General features: G+C 43.0%; 17 protein-coding genes. 13 read left to right on the top strand and 4 right to left on the bottom strand.

Features of this window, described 5'->3' with window-relative positions; all coding sequences use genetic code 11:
• Positions 1 to 202: 202 nt before the first annotated feature.
• From ACJB0T_RS18995 to ACJB0T_RS18940, 12 genes are all read left to right on the top strand, one after another.
• Complete coding sequence (locus tag ACJB0T_RS18995) at positions 203 to 1819, top strand: aldolase catalytic domain-containing protein (RefSeq protein WP_479291783.1); 1617 nt, start codon at positions 203 to 205, stop codon at positions 1817 to 1819.
• Entirely contained in the window at positions 1803 to 2456 is a 654-nt protein-coding gene (locus ACJB0T_RS18990) for an HAD family hydrolase (RefSeq protein ID WP_479291781.1), read from the top strand. Before ACJB0T_RS18995 ends, ACJB0T_RS18990 begins: the two co-directional genes overlap by 17 nt.
• Entirely contained in the window at positions 2453 to 3124 is a 672-nt protein-coding gene (locus tag ACJB0T_RS18985) for an acylneuraminate cytidylyltransferase family protein (protein WP_479291779.1), read from the top strand. Before ACJB0T_RS18990 ends, ACJB0T_RS18985 begins: the two co-directional genes overlap by 4 nt.
• A 37-nt stretch (positions 3125 to 3161) precedes the next feature.
• Positions 3162 to 4964 carry an HAD-IIIC family phosphatase gene (locus tag ACJB0T_RS18980; protein ID WP_479291778.1) on the top strand — a complete coding sequence of 601 codons (1803 nt, stop codon included), beginning with the start codon at positions 3162 to 3164 and terminating at the stop codon, positions 4962 to 4964.
• A complete protein-coding gene (locus tag ACJB0T_RS18975; protein ID WP_479291777.1) occupies positions 4961 to 5896 on the top strand; it encodes a hypothetical protein in 936 nt (311 codons plus the stop codon). Before ACJB0T_RS18980 ends, ACJB0T_RS18975 begins: the two co-directional genes overlap by 4 nt.
• The gene (locus ACJB0T_RS18970) at positions 5883 to 7136 is read left to right on the top strand and encodes a lipopolysaccharide biosynthesis protein (protein WP_479291775.1); all 1254 of its coding nucleotides are present in this window, start codon (positions 5883 to 5885) and stop codon (positions 7134 to 7136) included. The genes ACJB0T_RS18975 and ACJB0T_RS18970 overlap by 14 nt, the downstream gene beginning before the upstream one ends.
• A 76-nt stretch (positions 7137 to 7212) precedes the next feature.
• The gene (locus tag ACJB0T_RS18965; RefSeq protein WP_479291774.1) at positions 7213 to 8127 is read left to right on the top strand and encodes a glycosyltransferase; all 915 of its coding nucleotides are present in this window, start codon (positions 7213 to 7215) and stop codon (positions 8125 to 8127) included.
• A gap of 17 nt (positions 8128 to 8144) precedes the next feature.
• Entirely contained in the window at positions 8145 to 9275 is a 1131-nt protein-coding gene (locus ACJB0T_RS18960; protein WP_479291773.1) for a glycosyltransferase family 4 protein, read from the top strand.
• Positions 9272 to 10183, top strand: a complete 912-nt coding sequence (locus ACJB0T_RS18955) for an NAD-dependent epimerase/dehydratase family protein (protein WP_479291771.1) — start codon at positions 9272 to 9274, stop codon at positions 10181 to 10183. Before ACJB0T_RS18960 ends, ACJB0T_RS18955 begins: the two co-directional genes overlap by 4 nt.
• Complete coding sequence (locus tag ACJB0T_RS18950; RefSeq protein ID WP_479291769.1) at positions 10184 to 10738, top strand: sugar transferase; 555 nt, start codon at positions 10184 to 10186, stop codon at positions 10736 to 10738.
• A 28-nt stretch (positions 10739 to 10766) separates the two neighbouring features.
• Positions 10767 to 12680, top strand: a complete 1914-nt coding sequence (locus ACJB0T_RS18945) for a polysaccharide biosynthesis protein (RefSeq protein ID WP_479291767.1) — start codon at positions 10767 to 10769, stop codon at positions 12678 to 12680.
• A gap of 11 nt (positions 12681 to 12691) precedes the next feature.
• The gene (locus ACJB0T_RS18940) at positions 12692 to 13858 is read left to right on the top strand and encodes a nucleotide sugar dehydrogenase (RefSeq protein ID WP_479291765.1); all 1167 of its coding nucleotides are present in this window, start codon (positions 12692 to 12694) and stop codon (positions 13856 to 13858) included.
• Positions 13859 to 14101: 243 nt separating this feature from the next.
• On the opposite strand, the gene rraA is transcribed toward ACJB0T_RS18940, so the two are convergent.
• Positions 14102 to 14620, bottom strand: coding sequence for a ribonuclease E activity regulator RraA (gene rraA, locus ACJB0T_RS18935; RefSeq protein WP_042502676.1), 519 nt, complete (start codon positions 14618 to 14620; stop codon positions 14102 to 14104).
• A gap of 79 nt (positions 14621 to 14699) precedes the next feature.
• Positions 14700 to 15617 (bottom strand): 1,4-dihydroxy-2-naphthoate polyprenyltransferase, encoded by a 918-nt coding sequence (locus tag ACJB0T_RS18930; RefSeq protein WP_479291763.1) that lies wholly within the window; start codon positions 15615 to 15617, stop codon positions 14700 to 14702.
• 198 nt (positions 15618 to 15815) lie between these two features.
• Between ACJB0T_RS18930 and ACJB0T_RS18925 the strand changes: the two genes are divergently transcribed.
• Positions 15816 to 16106, top strand: a complete 291-nt coding sequence (locus ACJB0T_RS18925; protein ID WP_479291761.1) for a GIY-YIG nuclease family protein — start codon at positions 15816 to 15818, stop codon at positions 16104 to 16106.
• Positions 16107 to 16883: 777 nt separating this feature from the next.
• Here ACJB0T_RS18925 and hslU read toward each other — a convergent pair.
• Positions 16884 to 18218: an ATP-dependent protease ATPase subunit HslU gene (gene hslU, locus ACJB0T_RS18920; RefSeq protein WP_479291760.1), complete on the bottom strand. Its 1335-nt coding sequence runs from the start codon at positions 18216 to 18218 to the stop codon at positions 16884 to 16886.
• A gap of 52 nt (positions 18219 to 18270) precedes the next feature.
• Positions 18271 to 18801: an ATP-dependent protease subunit HslV gene (gene hslV / locus ACJB0T_RS18915; protein WP_112461351.1), complete on the bottom strand. Its 531-nt coding sequence runs from the start codon at positions 18799 to 18801 to the stop codon at positions 18271 to 18273.
• Positions 18802 to 19010 lie beyond the last annotated feature (209 nt).

The following is a 19010-nucleotide window of genomic DNA, read 5'->3' as shown; positions in this document are numbered from 1 at the left end:
AACTATATTTATCTCGTACAGAATTGGGATAAAGAGAGCAGAATTAGAATTAGTGTCTCTGGGATATGACCTTAGAGCAGTAAATTGTTTACTATGCCGTATGGATAGATGGTGGGTTTACTGGCACCCATGCCTTGCTGAATGTTCCAGAATGGTTTTCACAAGGGAATTCGGCGTTTTTTGTATTATTGAGAGTAGTCCTATGAATGTTAAGGTTTTAGATTGTACTTTACGTGATGGTGGTTATTACAACAATTGGGATTTTGAACCTGAAGTGGTAAATGCCTATCTTGACGCAATTGCAGAGTCTGGTATTGAGTTTGTTGAGCTAGGACTACGAAACTTTCCAAAAGACGGGTTTTTAGGTGCGTTCGCTTATACAACAGAATCGTTTGTTGCGCGCTTAAACCTTCCTGAAGGTCCTAATTATGGTGTTATGGTTGACGCGAAAACAATTTTGGAATCTGGGTATGAAGTGCAAGAAGCGGTGAGAAAGCTGTTTGTACCCAAGTCTGACTCTAAGATTAGTTTGGTGAGAGTGGCTGCTCATTTCCATGAAGTTGAGGAGTCGGGTCCTATCGTCAAAGAGTTGAAAGCATTAGGGTACGACGTCGGCTATAATCTGATGCAAGCAGGTGGTAAACCTTCTGACTTGATTATCGATAAAGTCCGACAAGCGAAGGCCTGGAACTGTTTGGATGTACTCTACTTTGCAGATTCCCTTGGTAATATGGATGACCATGAAGTAGAGCGCATTGTGGCGAGCATTCAATCGGTTTGGGATGGCTCTATTGGTATTCATACTCATGACAATATGGGTAAAGGTTTGAGTAATAGCCTGACAGCAAGGCGCCTTGGTGTCACTTGGCTCGATTCTACGATTACTGGAATGGGGAGAGGCGCAGGAAATACTCAATCTGAAAACCTTCTTGCCTGCTTGGTGAAAGAGGGGAGCCCATACAACCCGAAACCGATCTACGAGTTGGTGATTCGACACTTTGAATCGATGCAAAAGGAGTATGGCTGGGGAAGTAATATTCTCTATTTCCTTGGTGCTCAGAACGACGTACATCCTACGTATATTCAAAATCTGCTTTCCAATGTGCACTACGGAACAGAGGAAATTATTGGTGCCATTGATTATCTAACTAAGCTTGAAGGAACAACTTCATACAACGGTGCAGTCTTAGATATGGCGCTCACCTTTTCTGGCGGTGACAATCCTACTGGTAGTGATGATCTAAAAGGTATGTTTGACTGCCAAGACATTCTTATACTAACGAATGCACCAAGCACGAAAAAGTACGCTGATGACATTGAGGATTATATCGTTAAGAATAAGCCTGTCGTTGTATCTGTGAACGTGACAGAGCATATTTCTAAACACCTCATTGACTATTATGTTGTCTCTTACAACTCTAAACTGCTTTCCGACTTTAAACTTTATCAAACGCTCGATAAACCTATGATTCTTCCTAAGGGGCGCTTTAGTGAAAAAGAGTTGGCGGAAATTAGTCATCTACAGCTCATTGATTATGGTATTGATGTTGTTTCGGATACGCTTGAAACTCATGGGAGCGGTGCTGTCGTTCCATTCGATACGACAACTGCGTATTTGCTCGCAGTGTTGCTTGAGTCAAAAGTGAGAAGTATCAGCGTGGTTGGCTTTGATGGCTACCCAAGAAACGATATCCGACAAGAAGAGATGATCGTAACATTGAGTAAGTACACAGAGCACTCTAATAGCATGCCTATCGTATCGCTCACCCCAAGCTCCTATCCTGTGAAAAAAGGGTCGATTTATGCGCCCGCTATCTAAGTTTGATGTGTTTATTTTTGACTGTGATGGAGTCATCTTTGATTCAAACCGTTTAAAGATCGATGCAATGGAAAATGCGCTCAGCGAGCATGGATTCAAGAAGGAAGAGGTTCACTCGTGTATTGAGTATTTTTCCAATAACTTTGGCCTGTCTCGATACCATCATGTTAATCACTTTGTTGAGAGCATTTTATCGATCGAACTCTCTGAAAAAGAAAGGGTGGCCAGCGAGGTGTTGAGTAGCTTTGGGGAGCAATGTCAGCAGCTCTACCTTAAAGCTGAATTGACGCCTGGGGTATTAGCGTTTATTAAGCAATTGCCCGGAGATAAATATATCGCGAGTGGTTCTGCTCAAGAAGAACTTAGGGATGTATTCGAACGTCGAGGCATTAGCCATTTATTTAAAGGTATCTATGGTTCACCAACCAAGAAAACCGAGCTTGTGCAGAGTATCGTAGCTATGTCATCAGGTGAAGCGGTGATGTTTGGGGATGCCTTGTCTGATTTAGAGGCGTCTAAGAAAAATAACATCGACTTTATTGGGTACCTGCCTTTTTCCAATGTAAAAGAATCGCTTAGTAAAGAAGCGCAATACAATGGATACCGAACAATTGATAAGTGGGATGAGCTTGGATGATTACTGCATTTTTACCGTGTCGAAAGGGAAGTCAAAGAATCCCAGATAAAAACGTTAAGCCTTTCGCTGGGTATCCAGGGGGGCTGCTTGGGATAAAGTTAGATCAACTTTGTAGGACAAAGAAGCTCGATACCATTCTTGTATCGTCAAATGATGAAAGGGTATTAGAGTACGCAAGCTTAAGAACCGATAGTAGAGTCGTCGTTTCTGAACGACCAGATCACTTAGGATCCAATACAACGACCACGGACAGTCTTATTGAGTACGTACCTGAACTTATCTCCGAGGGGGATGTGCTTTGGACGCATGTTACATCACCATTTATCAATGAACTTGATTATGAATCATTTATTGATGCATATGGAAATGCGCTACAGGAGGGCTTTGATTCTCTAATGACGGTGCAGAAGATTCAAGGGTTTCTTTGGGATGAAAAAAACCCAATCAATTATGACCGCAAAGAGCGCAAGTGGCCGATGACGCAGACTTTATCTCCTATTTTTGAAGTTGATAGTGGTGCATTTATTTCAAGCATTAGCAATTACAAAATGGTTGGCGATAGAATTGGGTTAAACCCATTTATGTATGAACAGGAGAAAATAAAGGCAACCGATATTGACTGGCCGGAAGATTTTGAGTTTGCACAGCGAATTTGGAGTGCTGTTTAATAGAGACTGTTGATGTTTTTTTCTTTGAAAGGTTTGTATGAAAAGTAATATAAAGCTAGTTATCTGGGATTTGGATGAAACGTTTTGGAAAGGAACGTTATCGGAAGAAGGTATTGAGGTTATTCCAGAGAATGTAGAGTTGATAAAAAAACTAGCATACAGAGGTATCGTAAATAGTATTTGCTCGAAAAATGACTATGACACAGTAAAAGCAAAGTTACAGGAAATTGGTGTTTGGGATTACTTTATATTTCCTTATGTAGACTGGACACCTAAAGGAAAAGCTGTTTCTGATATTATCCATAAGTGTCAGCTTAGACCTCAAAATGTCTTGTTTATTGATGATAATACAGGAAATATTAATGAGGTTGAATTCTTTAATGAAGGCATCAATACGGCATTGCCAGATGTAATACCATCATTGTTAACTCTTGAAAGTTTTAAAGGTAAAGATGATTCTGCATTGAGTCGACTAGAGCAGTATAAAGTGTTGGAAAAAAAGGAGCAGTATAAGGCGGCTGCTAATCTCAATAATGAAGAGTTTCTAAAATCCTCAGAAATAACGATTCGTTTTGACTATGATCCTCTTGCGCATATAGATAGGTTGTGGGAGTTAGAAGGCAGAACAAACCAGTTGAACTTTACTAAGCTTAGAGTAAGTAAAGAACAGTTAATAGCTGACATTAGAGCTGCCAAAGCTGGTGGGCAGTCTGCTGCGTTATTTGTACAGGATAAGTATGGTGATTACGGCTTAGTTGGGTTCTATGTACTGCACAAGAAAACTCTAAAACACTTTGTATTTTCATGCAGAGTGCTGAATATGCAAGTTGAGAACTACGTTTATAATAAGCTAGATTGCCCAATTATCGATGTGGTTACCCCCGTGTCTGGCGTTTTAGAATTTAATGATAATATTAATTTTATTCAAGAGTTAAGTTGTGGTTCTTCAATTGAAGCAGTAGCAACTTCACTGGATAAATTGTTAATGGTTGGTGGGTGTGATTTAGAGGCTGTAGGGCATTACTTTAAGAAAGACTTTAATGTTGAAACTGACTTTAACTATATAAATAGCGAGTCTTACTCGGTTCATAAAGAGCATACTTGGTTACTTAGACTGGCTCATGAAATTAAAAATGGAAATACAGATGAACAGTCAGTACGTGATGCAATGGAAGGGATCCCATTTATTGATTTTGATGATGTGGCATCAATTAAGATCTTTACTGAAGATTGGAAATATCTAGTCTATAGTCCGCTAAATGATTATAGTCGAGGAGTGTATCAAAATCGTAAAGATAAACGTATAAAAATACCATTTGAGCTATTCAATAAAGATTGGACTAATCAGGGTATTGAAGATCACGAATTGCCTACACACCTAAAAAATTTCACAAGAAGTATTAGGAGCACGTTCTCGTCACAGTTTGATTATATAGGTGCTATATCTGATGCTGACTTCAAAGAAAATTTGTTGTGGCTAGCCAAGTTATTTTCTAATAGGGAAATTATATTATTGTCTGGATCTGAGGTCGATGCAGCTAACTCTGCTGATATTGAAATGGTCGCTCGTCATAAAAGAATGAATCACACCCTTATGGAGGTTGCAGAAGTTTCAAGCAATGTTCGAGTATGTGATGTGAGAGAGTTTATTTCTTCAAGTCAAGATTTAACTGATAATATTAGACATTACACTAGGCCTGTTTATTTTTCTTTGGCAAAAGATATTAGCTCTAAACTATCGGATAGTGGGTTGGATAATGTTGAAGTTAGCCAATTTAGTGCTTTGAAAGCTAATTTACGACAGTGCTGGTCTATTTTTATGAGAGTTTTTTCTAAATGATGAACCTGATTTTAAAATTACTAAGAGTAATCGTTTTTCCTTACTCAATAGTTAGATATTTAATGGATGTTAAGTATCTGAACTACTTTCTCGTTGATCTCTTGTATGTGAAACTTCTTCGCAAAGAAATGAAAAGTAAAGAACTTTCTCATTTGAATGATAAGGATTTTACTAGAAAATCTGATAAAATATTTATTTTTGGTGGTGGTGAGAGTATTTCTCATTTATGTGATGAGGACTGGGACTATATTCGTCAATTCGACACAGCGGCACTGAATTATTTTTATGTTCATAAGTTTGTTCCCGATATGATGTTCGTTGAGTTGAATGATCACAAGGGTTTGGTCGATCTTTTTTACTCTCAGTGTTTAAATGATACACGTTTTTCAAATTGTCATATCGTACTTCAGTATAAGCATGCTAGAAAAACAGGGATATATTCTTACCCTAAGCCAGCCAATCACTTTACTAGCTATGTCCCATACCATTACCCAGCGAATAGTCAGAGAGAATTGGGCGCTTTATTAAAGCATCGAAAACCAATCTCTTGTGACTCATTAATTCACCATGCGAGTCATGTAGGAGCGTTAGTTGATTACTGTGTAATGCTGGGTTATGAAGAGATTATTTTAGTTGGTGTTGATTTAAATGGCGGTAAGTATTTTTATGAAGTTGACAGCGCTTCTCAGCACTTCCCGAATGATAAAAAGTATGATCAATTAGCACTCCAGAGGAATGACTTTTTTAAGGCTATTGGTGAAAGTAACTTAAACAATCACCAATCAATGGATAAATCTCTAACGGAGTACTATCATAATTTAACGATATTGGAATATTTCGAAGTAATGAAGTCTCATTATCCAGCAAAGCTATCGGTATACAATTCGGACTCTAACTTGGTCTCGGCGCTAGGTCAGCATGAGCGAAACTAAGTTGTCTAGTCAGAATAAGAAGTTTGCATTAAACTCTGCAATATACTTAGCCTCTGAACTACTTAATAAGTTAATCCCATTCATAATGCTACCCATTCTACTGCGTTATCTCACGCAGGCAGAGTATGGTTCTTTATCTGTAATTTTAAATATCATAGAGTTCACGACGATATGTGTTCTTCTTGGAGGAAACGCCTATCTTCGAGTTGAATTCTTTAAGAAAAGCTATCCACTAGCTTTAGTGCTTTCAAGTGTGCTTGCTCATAGCGTTAGTCTGTCTCTCATTTTGTTGATATTGCTATTTTTTGGCTGGTCATTTTTTTTACCAGACGTGATTTTTGGTATTGACAAGTTTTGGTTGTTTATTATTGCACTTATCGCTTTGGGTAATTCAATAATAACGACTTTTCTTTCTTTATTTCAATGTGAAGAAAAGCCTTTCCGTGTGGGTGTGTTGAATATTGTTGTAAATATCATTGGATTTTCAATAACAGTCATTCTTTTGGAGCAAGGTTTCTCTGCTGATGCTAGAATAATTGCTATTTTGCTCTCTGTCCTTTTTGTTTCTTTGGTTTTAATATATCGATTCCGACACCTTTTAGCTAGCGATTGGCAACAGGATTGCTCTGTTGACGCATTGAAGTTTGGGGTTGGATCCCTTCCTCATGGTTTAAGTTGGTGGTTGAGAGCTGGTGCGGATAATCTTATCTTAGTGTCGGTAATCTCTACTACCGCTGTGGGAGAATACGCTGTTTCTATGCAGTTAGCGATGGTGTTGCTTGTGGTATCAAATGCTTTGAACCAGGCGGTTATGCCAAGAATGTTTCAAGGGCTGAAGGATAACAAGAAGCGTGAAACGAAAAAGTTGATATGTAGCTTAATGCTTCTTGTTGGTGGTGTCTTTCTAACCATGGTTCTTTTTTCTCCTTATGTATTGGCCGTGATCATTCCAGATGCTTACGACTATGAGATAACCGTTTTTTATTCACTCGCTACCGCCGTGTTGCTCCGTGCTGGTTGTGTCTTTACTGGTAACTATTTTTATTATTATAAGAAAGTTAAGTCGCTCTCAGGTATTACTATTTCCTCAGCTTTGCTACACGTGCCTACTTGCTACATTCTGGTTACCAAGTTTGGTGTGATAGGAGTCGGTTTTGCTGGCGTTGTATCTTACGGTATGACTCTGCTATTTCAATTGATAGTATTGAGTAAAATAACAAATGATGAAAGAGCTTCTTGAGCTTCTTGAGCTTCTTGAGCTTCTTGGTTGCTGTGACGTTTTAATTGTGGGTAGTGGGGTTTAGTGAGGTTTGACAATGATTTATGATGTATGTTTTGTTAAGACAGCGAGAGCCTTTATACCTGAAGGAGATGCTTATAGTGCGTTTCTTGAGAAGCGAGGAGTGTCAACTATAATAGTTGAGAGTGAAGAGCAAGCAAAAGAAGTGACTGCTCGATTATATTATCGCTTTGGTGGTGTCTTGAGTGGTGAAATTAGAAAAGGCGTGCCTGAGCTTCATGAGTATCATACAGCAAGTGTCGGCCGATTTGCTACGATTAAAAATATATTGAAATCAATCTTAGGTTCTAAACCTAAATATTATTCATTTTTAAATGTCTTTGTTGAAGGAGAGTATTACTTCAGTCGTCAGGTCCCTCGTTTTTATCGTGATATGGGGGCAAGCGATACGGTATTATCATTACGCTCCATAAGCTGTGAAAAGGAGTTTGATATTTGTTATTTCGGAGCAATAAGTCAACGAAAGAATGTGGTGCCCGCCATTTCCGATTTAGCACGCCAAGGTTTCTCTATCGTAGTTGCTGGGCGTACTAACTCTGACGATGAATTATTGCTGAGTCAGATGGAGGGAGTAACCTTTCTTGGCATGCTTGATAGAGACCAAGTCCTACATTACCTGTCTAAGTCTAAAGCGGGGCTAAATATTATGCCTGACGAATACCCATTGACTCGGCAAACATCAACAAAAGTTATTGAATACTTGGTTGCTGGGCTTCCTGTTATTTCCAATCAGTATGAGTGGATAAACGAACATAGCAGGCGTTATGGCTATGACTTCGCTACTATTAGCTCGTTAGATAAGAGAACTTTTCAATCGCTTATTAACAACCCCAATGCAATAATTAGCTTGGAGAAAGCGAAAAAATTCACATGGGAAGAAATCCTTTTAGAAATTGACTTTCTAGGTATCATTAACCGACTTATCAAGTGATGAACGTGCGTTAGGCTATGACAAAGAAATCTCTACTTTATATTATTACTCGCTCCGATGTTGTAGGGGGGGCGAGCATTCATCTTATCGATCTCATTCGTTACGCTAAAGTGCAGGGCTATGAGGTTCATGTCGCTCTTGGTGGTGAAGGTGAATTTAGTCGATACCTCCAAGACAATGAGCCATGTCAAGTGCATTGCCTTTCTTACCTGCAGCGTGAACTTGATTTGTGCTCTGACATTAAAGCGATTCGTGAAATACGGGCGTTAATAAAAACTGTCTCACCTGAACTCGTTCATTTGCATTCAGCCAAGGCTGGTTTGGTCGGTCGTTTGGCTAGCATCGGCTTGAGGGTTCCTCGGGTCTTCACCATTCATGGTTGGCCGTTTACCAATGGAATCCCCAAAGCTCGTAGAACCTTATACCTTACGATTGAGTGGTTAATGTCGTGGTTACCTACCCATGTAATTACTGTCTCTAAACAAGATAGGGCGTTGGCCAAGAAGTACCATTTTGCCAACATGGATAAAATGGTTGCGATCCAGAATGGTGTTGCACCAGCTTCATATACAAGCTCAACGACGAATTTCGCTATTGGTGATCAAGAGATGTTGAGATTTGCGATGGTAGCTCGATTCGATGAGCCGAAATGTCAGAGTATCCTGCTTGAAGCTTTGGCAATGAGTGACTCACACCGTATCAGTATTGATTTTGTCGGAAGCGGACCTAGTTTGGAGGCCTGTAAAACCTTGGCTTGCTCATTGGGTGTTGAGAGTAAAGTCCGATTTCATGGCTATTTGGAACCCACTCAAGTGAGAGATGTTTTGTCGAAGAGTCATGGCTTTATTTTGATCTCGAATTGGGAAGGCCTACCTTTGACAATAATAGAAGCAATGTCTGCAGGCTTGCCTGTTATTGCAAGTGATGTAGGTGGAGTTCGTGAGTTGGTTGAGACTGATGTTACAGGGGTAATCATTCCGGTAGAAGATAGAGCAGCGAAGCTAGCGCAAGCATTTGAGCTCTATAGTCAGCACCCGGAACTCCTTGCAGAACACGGTAAGAGGGGGCTAGAGGCTTACAATAAAAGGTTTACGCTCGAGTCGATGCTTAAAAAGACGTTTAGTTTTTATCAAAAGGCGTGCGAATGACGATTTTATTGACGGGTGCAACTGGGTTTATCGGCAAAGAAATACGCAAGCAAGGGCTGGCTGAGTACCGTTGTGTATCACGCCGTTCCCAAGATGGGCAAGACGACACCTTTGCGGTTGAAAGCATCGATGCTCAAACAAGCTGGAGCGGTGCCTTTGATCATTGTGATGCCGTGATTCACTTAGCGGGAGTCGCGCACAATAAAGGCTCATCAGTTGATGACTTTTATGAGATCAATTATAAAGGCACAATGCACTTGGCGAGAAGTGCCGCCTCTGCAGGAGTGAAGCGTTTCGTGTTTGTCAGTACGGTTGGTGTGCTTGGAAATGGTACTGATAGTAAAGGATTAACCAATCACTCGTCAGCTGCCCCACATAATGACTATGCCAAATCTAAGTGGCTTGCGGAACAGGCTCTTTTAGAGTTGCAAGAGCAATGTGAGATGGATGTGGTCATTGTAAGACCTCCTCTGGTTTATGGTAGCGAAGCACCAGGAAACTTTGGTGCTCTTGCTAAGCTTGTGAAATTGTTTCCTTTGTTGCCTTTTGGGCTTGTAAAAAATAGACGCAGTATCATTTCTTGCTCAAATTTAGCGGACTTTCTCTATCGTTGCTGTTATTTGCCAGAAGCGGCAGGTAAAGCGTGGTTAGTTGCGGAGCGTGATCCAGTTTCTACAAGAGAATTGGTTCGTCAAATTGCTCTGGCGCAGGGGAAGTCTTGTTGGCAATTGCCGGTACCTACATCATTAATGTACTGGGGAGCGGACCTGTTAGGTAAGCGTGCCATGGCTGAGCAGTTGCTGGGTGATCTAGTTTTGGAAGTCGACGAGACATTTGAGAAACTTGGCTGGGCTCCCCCATATACAATGCAACAAGGTCTTTCTTGCAATCAAAAAGAAGAGTTATAAATGTTACGTATTATCGATTTGGTTTTATCTGTTGTTGGTCTGGTTTTGACACTACCCATTTTGTTGGTTGTGACACTTGTTGGTTATTTTGATACAGGGTCGCCTATCTTTATTCAAGAGCGAGTCGGTCGAGGTAAGCGACCTTTTAAATTGATCAAGTTCCGAACTATGTCAGTAGACACGGCATCAGTTGCGAGCCACCTTGCTAGTCGCAGTTCAATTACTAATTTTGGTGCATTTTTGCGTAAAACTAAAATTGATGAGCTACCACAGCTTATTAATGTCGTTAAAGGCGAAATGAGCCTCGTTGGGCCTCGGCCTAATTTATTTAATCAGGCAGAACTGATTGAAGAGCGTGATAAGTTGAATGTATACGACGCGTTGCCTGGTGTTACTGGGTTGGCTCAGGTGAGTAATATTGATATGTCTACACCTGAACTTCTTGCAAAGACCGACCGGAAAATGCTCGATAGCCTTACTGTTGGTCGATATTTTAATTACATCATAGCGACAGCAACAGGTAAGGGTACGGGTGACCGTGTTTCGAAATCTTGATCAAGTACCGTATTGACTAGAGGTAATAGTGTTTTCTCTTAATCCAATTTGGACCATGCCTAGAGCGGGTAAAAGAGCAGTTAGTTTGTTTTTTGATACTGCCTTCATATTTGTTTCATTCTGGGCTGCCTTTTACTCTCGGATGGGAGCAATAGACGTATTCTGGCAAGATGTTGAATATTGGTATGTTTTCGTTTCTGTCACCGTGGTGACATTAGCCGTATTCACGCATTTTGGCCTCTATCGGGCTGTACTGCGCTATTTGGGGTTGCAGGCGGTAGTGACAATAGCCTTCGGTGCGGCAGTGTCTGCGCTGTCTATCATACTTTTTTCGTATTATTTTCAGATATTTTTGCCTCGCTCGGTGCCCGTTATTTATGCGACCTTTTTAGTATCGTTAAGCGGTGGTGCGCGTCTCTTCGTAAGGTTTTTGATCTCTGATTTTTTGAGTAATGGTCGTACGCCAGTACTGATCTACGGAGCCGGAAAGGCGGGCAGACAACTGTATCAAGTTGTATTACAGAGTGAAGAGTATCGTGCTGTCGCTTTTATCGATGATAATCTGAAAAAGCATAAGACGACGATACAGGGTGTCACTGTTTATCGACCAAAGTATATTGCACGCATAGTTGAAAAGTACTCTGTTGAAAAAGTGTTTTTAGCGGTACCTAATGCCTCCCGCAGTATGCGTAAGCGGATGATAGAGCGATTTTCTGACTTTCCTATTGAAGTAATGACCATTCCGAATCTGAGTGATATCGTTAGTGGCGATCTAAAAATCGATCAGTTGAAAGAAGTCGCTATCGACGATTTGTTGGGGCGTGATTCAGTCACTCCAAATCAACAGCTACTCGAAAAAAACATCAAAGATAAAACCGTCATGGTAACGGGGGCTGGTGGCTCTATTGGCTCAGAGCTTTGTCGGCAGATCATCAAATACAACCCGTGTCGTCTGGTGTTATTTGAAGCCTCTGAGTTTTCCTTGTACAGCATTGAAAGAGAGCTGCGCCAATCCGCGCAAGATATTGAGATTGTTCCAATCATGGGCAACGTCCAAAACCAACAAAGGCTTGTCAGTACCATGAGGAGCTTTAGGGTCGAGACGGTTTATCATGCTGCGGCCTACAAGCACGTTCCTTTAGTGGAGTATAATGTTGCTGAAGGCATTCAAAACAACGTGTTTGGTACGTACCGAGCCGCATGTGCTGCGATAGAAGCCGGCGTGTCATCTTTTGTGCTCATTTCTACCGACAAAGCGGTGCGACCAACCAATGTGATGGGGACAACAAAGCGTCTTGCTGAGCTCGGTTTACAAGCGCTCGCGAAAGGCTACCAAAGCGATCATCAAACCCTGTTCTCTATGGTGCGTTTTGGTAACGTATTAGGCTCTTCGGGTTCTGTTATCCCTTTGTTTAAGGCACAGATTGCGAAGGGTGGACCGGTAACGGTTACGCATAAAGATATTATTCGTTACTTCATGACTATTCCTGAGGCGGCGCAACTGGTGATTCAAGCTGGTGCTATGGCAAAGGGCGGTGATGTGTTTGTGCTTGATATGGGAGAGCCAGTTCGAATTTCAGATCTGGCTAAGAACCTAATTCACCTGTCGGGGCTAGAAGTGAAAGATGATCATAACCCAGATGGTGATATCGAAATCCTGTATACGGGTTTAAGGCCTGGTGAGAAGCTATTTGAAGAGTTACTTATTGGAGACAGTGTCTCTAAAACCTCTCACGATCGAATCATGACTGCCCAAGAGGTGTCGATGGAGCAAGCAGAATACAATCAGTTACTTGACGATCTGCAGCAAGCGGCACTAGATTATGACCAACAAGCGTTGCGTGAACTCATGTTACAGGCGCCAACGGGCTTTGTGCCGACTGATGGCATTGGTGACTTAGTTTGGACTCAAGCTAACGTCAACAAATCACAAACAAATTAAAAGACAGAACTATGAAAATTGCAGTTGCTGGAACGGGCTATGTAGGCCTATCGAATGCGATGTTGCTGGCTCAGAACCATGAGGTAGTGGCGGTTGATATTAATGCAGAAAAAGTCGAGATGCTGTGCAATGGGCAATCGCCGATTGTCGATAGCGAAATTGAGGCGTTTCTAAAGCGTGATGATCTCAACTTCACTGCGACGCTGGACAAAGAGCTGGCGTATCGTGGTGCTGACTACGTGATTGTGGCAACGCCGACAGACTATGACCCGCAGACCAATTACTTCAATACAGGCTCTGTTGAGGCAGTGATTAAAGATGTGATTGCGGTGAATCCAGATGCGGTGATCGTCATCAAATCAACCATTCCAGTGGGCTACACGGTTCGAGTTCGTGAAGAGCTTGGCACGGAGAATGTGTTCTTCTCTCCTGAGTTTTTGCGTGAAGGCAGTGCTCTGTATGACAACCTTAATCCCTCTCGCATCATTATCGGTGAGCGCAGTGAGCGTGCGAAGGTGTTTGGTGACTTGTTGTTAGAGGGCGCGCAGAAAGAAAACATCGATGTACTGTATACGGACTCGACTGAAGCGGAAGCGGTGAAGCTGTTCTCTAATACCTATTTAGCGATGCGTGTGGCGTATTTTAACGAGTTAGACTCTTATGCTGAAGCGTTGGGTCTGGATACTCGTCAAATCATTGGAGGTGTAGCGCTAGACCCTCGCATTGGTGGTCACTACTGCAACCCATCATTTGGTTATGGCGGTTACTGTCTACCGAAAGACACCAAGCAGCTTTTGGCGAACTATCAAGAAGTGCCGAACAATATTATCGGCGCCATCGTGGATGCGAATCGCACGCGTAAGGACTTTATTGCCGAGTCGATTATGAAGCGCAACCCTAAGGTGGTGGGTGTGTATCGTTTGATCATGAAGTCGGGTTCGGATAATTTCCGCGCATCGAGCATTCAGGGCATTATGAAGCGTTTGAAAGCGAAAGGTATTGAGGTCATTGTGTATGAACCTGTACTCAAAGAAGAGCAATTCTTCCATTCGCGCGTTATCCAAGATGTGGATGCCTTTAAGCAAGAAGCTGACTTGATTATCTCTAACCGCATGTTGCCAGAGTTAGAAGATGTTGCGGATAAAGTTTATACGCGTGACTTGTTTGGTAATGATTAAGTGAAGTACATTACTTTTTAGCGACCACAGTTATTCACGTTACCAGCGTCATCCTCAATTACTTGCGTCATCCTCACGAAAGTGAGGATCTTTGCCGGCGAATAATGTGCTCAAATTGTGCGAGTCACTCGCTGGGAAAGATCCCCTTTTTCAAGGGGATGACGGTAAAACCAAGGGGATGACGGTAAAACGAGGACGACGATTACCTTAGGTGGTACCTTCAATAGGCGATACCTTCAACAATCACTCTTCGGTTTCTTCAGCCTCTTCGTCATCAAAACTCACATCGAGTGGTTCTTGTGACAAGATGATTCCTGTGTTGTCAGCATACACATAGTCTTCAGGCAAAAAGGTGACGCCGCCAAAGTTGACCGGTACATCCACTTCCCCAACATCTGATTGCGCGGCACCAACAGGAATCGAAGCCAGCGCTTGAATGCCTAAGTTCATGTCCTCGAGCTCGTCGACTTCACGAATGCAGCCGTAGACAATAATGCCTTCCCATTCATTGTCTTCTGCCAACTGGGCGATTTCCGCATCGATAAGAGCCTTGCGTAGTGACCCACCGCCATCAATCAATAGCACGCGACCCACGCCGTCTTGCTCTAAAATGTCGCGGATCACACCGTTATCTTCAAAGCATTTTACGGAGGTCACTTGACCTGCAAATGAGGCTCTGCCGCCAAAATTGCTAAACATTGGCTCGACAACATCTACTTGATCTAGGTAGATATCACATAGGGCTGAAGTACTGTATTCCATGGCGGCTCTTCTATGCAGTTTTCAAAAGGGATAGATCGAGTATATCGGTTGAATAGGTCAATGCAATGACAAGGCTCAATTAAGTGATCAGAGTTTGAGCTATAACCACACCTGAAAACAAGATGTTGGTGATTAATGAGCACTTAACCACAATAGGCATCATTGGGGCGATCTGTGCTGGCTGTGTGGTTTGCCATACAGCAGTACCGTGTTTGATGACCACCACTAGACTCAGTACAAAAGGCAGACTTATCCCAAGTGGTGACTGCTGTACTGACAGATACATCGCAAATGCGCTCACAGCGACAGCGAGTAGGGCAAAGTGATACAACTTGGCCTTGCGCTCACCAAGACGTACTGCAACGGTACGTTTGCCGCAAGCGCTGTCGTTTTCTATGTCACGCATGTTGTTGACGTTAAGCACTGCAACGGCGAGTAAGCCACAACCAATGGCTGGCAAAAATAGCAGCGTGTCTAAGTGGCCGGTATGAAGGAAATAAGTTCCAGAGACACCAAGCAAACCAAAGAAGATAAACACTGAGATGTCACCAAGTCCTACATAGCCGTAAGGTTTGTTGCCAACGGTGTAGGCGATAGCGGCTGCGATTGCAAGTACGCCAAGACCGATAAAGGCGAGGATATTTTGCAGCGATTCAAGGGCGTACAGCACCAAAAACAATCCTGAAGCGACCGTCAGTACCACATTCAGAATGATAGCTTTTTTCATTTCTAGCTGCGTGACTTCTCCCGACTGAATGGCGCGTATTGGGCCCAGCCGGTTTTCATTGTCAGTGCCTTTGACGGCATCGCCGTAGTCATTGGCAAGATTGGATAAGATTTGTAGCAGGGTCGCTGTTAGCAGTGCAAGCAAAGCCACACTCCATGACATCTCGCCTTTGGAAAACGCGAGCGCACTGCCAGTAATGATAGAAACCAGCGCCAGTGGCAGTGTTTTAGGTCTTGCGGCATCGAGCCATATACGAAAAGAAGAAGTCATGATTATGCTACGAATTAACTGTTTAAAGTAAGTATACGGCAAAATGGGAAGTGGCTAAATACGTACACTGAATATGGTTTTAGTATGGGATTAGTATGATATTGAAGGTTGTGTGAAGTGCGCTGAAAATCGAGTTATAGCAAACGTATAGCATGACTTTGTTTGAATCCTAGTAAATCATATTAAAAGGGACTAGATATGACAAAACAGCCATGTGTATACATTACAGCCTCAAAGGGACGGGGCGTTATTTATATTGGAGTCACGTCCAACTTACAACAACGCATGTGGAAACATAGACATGGTGTGACTGGTGGATTTGTAAAGAAATACAATGTTAGTCAGTTGGTGCATTACGAGTTGTTTGATTGCATGGAAGAAGCTATTGCTCGTGAAAAGCAACTTAAGCACTGGAATCGTGCCTGGAAAAATGAGTTAGTAACGAGTCATAATCCTTACTGGCGCGATTTGACGACAGATCTGTGGTGATTGTTATTGTCGACTTTCAATCGAGAATATTGTTATCAGAGATTTTTATTCTCAAAGAACTTCATCACCAAAAGCTACGTCATCTTCACGAAAGTGGAGATCTTCCAGAGCGAGTGACCAAGCGTGCTGTGACTTGTGAGTAACGTGTTCTAGAGTGAGGGTGGGGGCACTAGGTGTTCACTGTGAGGTTTGGTATGCGTGGAGTGAGATCTCCTTTTTCAAGGAGATGACGGTGAGTGCGGAGATGACGGTGAGTGTGGAGGTGACGGTGAGTGCGGAGATGACGGTGAGTGTGGAGGTGACGGTGAGTGTGGAGGTGACGGTGAGTGTGGAGGCCGCGAGAGTGTAGATTGCGGTGAGTAAACACATGATAGGAAGTGAACAAAGGACGAGAGCAGGGATAATTATTATCACGGCAGAATGACGTCATCCTCACGAAAGTGAAGATCTTCTGAAGCGAATGACCAAGCATACTGTGACTTGTGAGTAACGTGTTCTAGAGTGAGGGTGGGGGTACTAGGTGTTCACTGTGAGGTTTGGTATGCGTGGAGTGAGATCTCCTTTTTCAAGGAGATGACGGAAACTTTGGAGATGACGGAAACTTTGGAGATGACGGAAATTTTGGGATGATGATAAGTGGAGAGGTTGGTAAGTGGAGAGGTTGGTAAGTGGAGAGGTTGGTAAGTGGAGAGGTTGGTAAGTCGAATTAATCGTCTTCCTTTTAATAAGCGAACGGCGCTCGAGAAGAGCGCCGTTCTAGATCATGTCGGTATCAAATTAAAGAATAAAGCGACTCAAGTCCTCATCTTCAACAAACTCACCCAACTTCGATTTCACATAGCCTGAGTCAATCACCAGTTTAGAGCCTGGCTTGTCAGTCGCTTCAAAAGAGATTTCATCCATTAGACGCTCCATCACAGTGTGAAGGCGGCGTGCACCGATGTTCTCGGTTGTTTCGTTCACTGTCCACGCTGCATCCGCGATCTGTTGGATGCCATCGGTGGTAAATTCAACATCGACTTCTTCCGTTTTCATCAGCGCGATGTACTGCTCTGTCAGTGAGGCTTTTGGCTCGGTTAGGATGCGTTTAAAGTCATCGCTGCTTAGTGCTTCTAGCTCTACACGAATTGGCAGACGACCTTGTAGCTCTGGGATAAGATCGGATGGCTTAGCCACTTGAAATGCACCAGAGGTAATAAATAGGATGTGATCTGTTTTCACCATGCCGTGTTTAGTTGAAACGGTGCTGCCTTCAATCAGTGGCAGTAGATCGCGCTGTACACCTTCGCGTGATACATCAGGGCCTGATGCTTCACCACGCTTACAGATTTTATCGATCTCATCGATAAACACGATGCCGTTGTTTTCAACGTTGTAGATTGCTTGCTCTTTTAGCTCTTCTTGATTGACCAGCTTCGCAGCTTCTTCTTCGACAAGGGCTTTGAAGGCATCTTTGATTTTTAGCTTGCGCTTTTTCTTGGTGTCACCGCCAAGGTTTTGGAACATGCTTTGCAGCTGGTTTGTCATCTCTTCCATTCCAGGAGGTGACATGATTTCCACACCCATTTGAGGCGCGGCTGTTTCGATGTCGATCTCTTTATCATCGAGCTTGCCTTCGCGCAGTTTCTTGCGGAAGATTTGACGCGTGTTAGAAGACGTGTCCTCTGGCTGCTCGTTTTGACCCCACGCATCACGTGCTGGTGGTAGTAGGGCATCAAGAATACGCTCTTCTGCTTGCTCTTCAGCGCGGAATTTCACTTTTTCCATCGCTTGCTGGTGGGTCATCTTGATCGCCACATCGGTGAGGTCACGGATGATGGTTTCTACTTCTTTACCCACGTAGCCAACTTCGGTGAACTTGGTGGCTTCTACTTTGATAAATGGTGCATTAGCCAGTTTCGCCAAGCGGCGTGCAATCTCGGTCTTACCCACACCCGTTGGACCGATCATTAGGATATTCTTTGGTGATACTTCTACACGCAAGCTTTCCTCAAGCTGCATGCGGCGCCAGCGGTTACGCAGCGCGATAGCGACAGAGCGTTTAGCGTTGTCTTGGCCAATGATGTGGCGGTTTAACTCATGAACAATCTCGCGAGGAGTCATCTCAGACATAATCAATTCCTTACAAAAAATCAGACACTATTTGGTTTTTGGAACGCGAGGATCACGCGTCGCTTTCTAGTTCTTCAATAGTGTGGTGATGGTTGGTGAACACACAAATATCGCCAGCAATCTTAAGTGCTTTCTCTGCGATCTCTCGTGCATCTAATTCAGTGTTTTCTAGTAGTGCAGTCGCTGCTGCTTGAGCAAAGTTACCACCTGAGCCAATCGCAATGAGGTCGTTCTCTGGCTGAACCACGTCACCGTTACCTGTGATAATCAATGAAGCGGTCTCATCCGCTACCGCCAGTAGCGCTTCTAATTTACGAAGTGCACGGTCGCTACGCCAGTCTTTAGCAAGCTCAACCGCCGCTTTGGTTAGGTGGCCTTGGTGCATTTGCAGCTTGCTTTCAAAACGCTCAAACAGAGTAAACGCATCAGCCGTCCCGCCAGCAAAACCTGCGAGTACTTGGTTGTTGTAGAGTCTACGAACCTTACGGGCATTGCCTTTCATTACGGTGTTGCCTAGGGATACTTGTCCGTCACCCGCGATCACGACTTTGTTGTTACGACGTACAGATACAATAGTAGTCACGACGTTTGCCTCTTATTGGTTTTAATTTGGTTATGGAATGGATATGTGGACGCGAGGAAGGGAATTCAAGGGAGATAAGAGCGGTACTGGGGAAAAGATGGTCCTAGGTCCTAGGGAAGTGTTTGACTTAGAGGAGGGCGAAAAATAGCCTCTGCAAGGACCAAGGACCAAGGACCAAGGACCAAGGACCAAGGACCAAGGACCAAGGA

This window comes from Vibrio sp. CB1-5, assembly GCF_059412285.1.
This window is presented reverse-complemented; position numbering and strand designations above follow the sequence as displayed.

What these genes read in the sequence shown, in the direction of transcription:
- ACJB0T_RS18940 (WP_479291765.1), top strand. Translation starts at nt 12,692, where the DNA reads ATGAAAATTGCAGTTGCTGGAACGGGCTATGTAGGCCTATCGAATGCG.
- ACJB0T_RS18965 (WP_479291774.1), top strand. Translation starts at nt 7,213, where the DNA reads ATGATTTATGATGTATGTTTTGTTAAGACAGCGAGAGCCTTTATACCT.
- ACJB0T_RS18975 (WP_479291777.1), top strand. Translation starts at nt 4,961, where the DNA reads ATGATGAACCTGATTTTAAAATTACTAAGAGTAATCGTTTTTCCTTAC.
- ACJB0T_RS18995 (WP_479291783.1), top strand. Translation starts at nt 203, where the DNA reads ATGAATGTTAAGGTTTTAGATTGTACTTTACGTGATGGTGGTTATTAC.
- ACJB0T_RS18980 (WP_479291778.1), top strand. Translation starts at nt 3,162, where the DNA reads ATGAAAAGTAATATAAAGCTAGTTATCTGGGATTTGGATGAAACGTTT.
- ACJB0T_RS18925 (WP_479291761.1), top strand. Translation starts at nt 15,816, where the DNA reads ATGACAAAACAGCCATGTGTATACATTACAGCCTCAAAGGGACGGGGC.
- rraA (WP_042502676.1), bottom strand. Translation starts at nt 14,620, where the DNA reads ATGGAATACAGTACTTCAGCCCTATGTGATATCTACCTAGATCAAGTA.
- ACJB0T_RS18960 (WP_479291773.1), top strand. Translation starts at nt 8,145, where the DNA reads ATGACAAAGAAATCTCTACTTTATATTATTACTCGCTCCGATGTTGTA.
- ACJB0T_RS18950 (WP_479291769.1), top strand. Translation starts at nt 10,184, where the DNA reads ATGTTACGTATTATCGATTTGGTTTTATCTGTTGTTGGTCTGGTTTTG.
- ACJB0T_RS18930 (WP_479291763.1), bottom strand. Translation starts at nt 15,617, where the DNA reads ATGACTTCTTCTTTTCGTATATGGCTCGATGCCGCAAGACCTAAAACA.
- ACJB0T_RS18990 (WP_479291781.1), top strand. Translation starts at nt 1,803, where the DNA reads ATGCGCCCGCTATCTAAGTTTGATGTGTTTATTTTTGACTGTGATGGA.
- hslU (WP_479291760.1), bottom strand. Translation starts at nt 18,218, where the DNA reads ATGTCTGAGATGACTCCTCGCGAGATTGTTCATGAGTTAAACCGCCAC.
- ACJB0T_RS18955 (WP_479291771.1), top strand. Translation starts at nt 9,272, where the DNA reads ATGACGATTTTATTGACGGGTGCAACTGGGTTTATCGGCAAAGAAATA.
- ACJB0T_RS18970 (WP_479291775.1), top strand. Translation starts at nt 5,883, where the DNA reads ATGAGCGAAACTAAGTTGTCTAGTCAGAATAAGAAGTTTGCATTAAAC.
- ACJB0T_RS18985 (WP_479291779.1), top strand. Translation starts at nt 2,453, where the DNA reads ATGATTACTGCATTTTTACCGTGTCGAAAGGGAAGTCAAAGAATCCCA.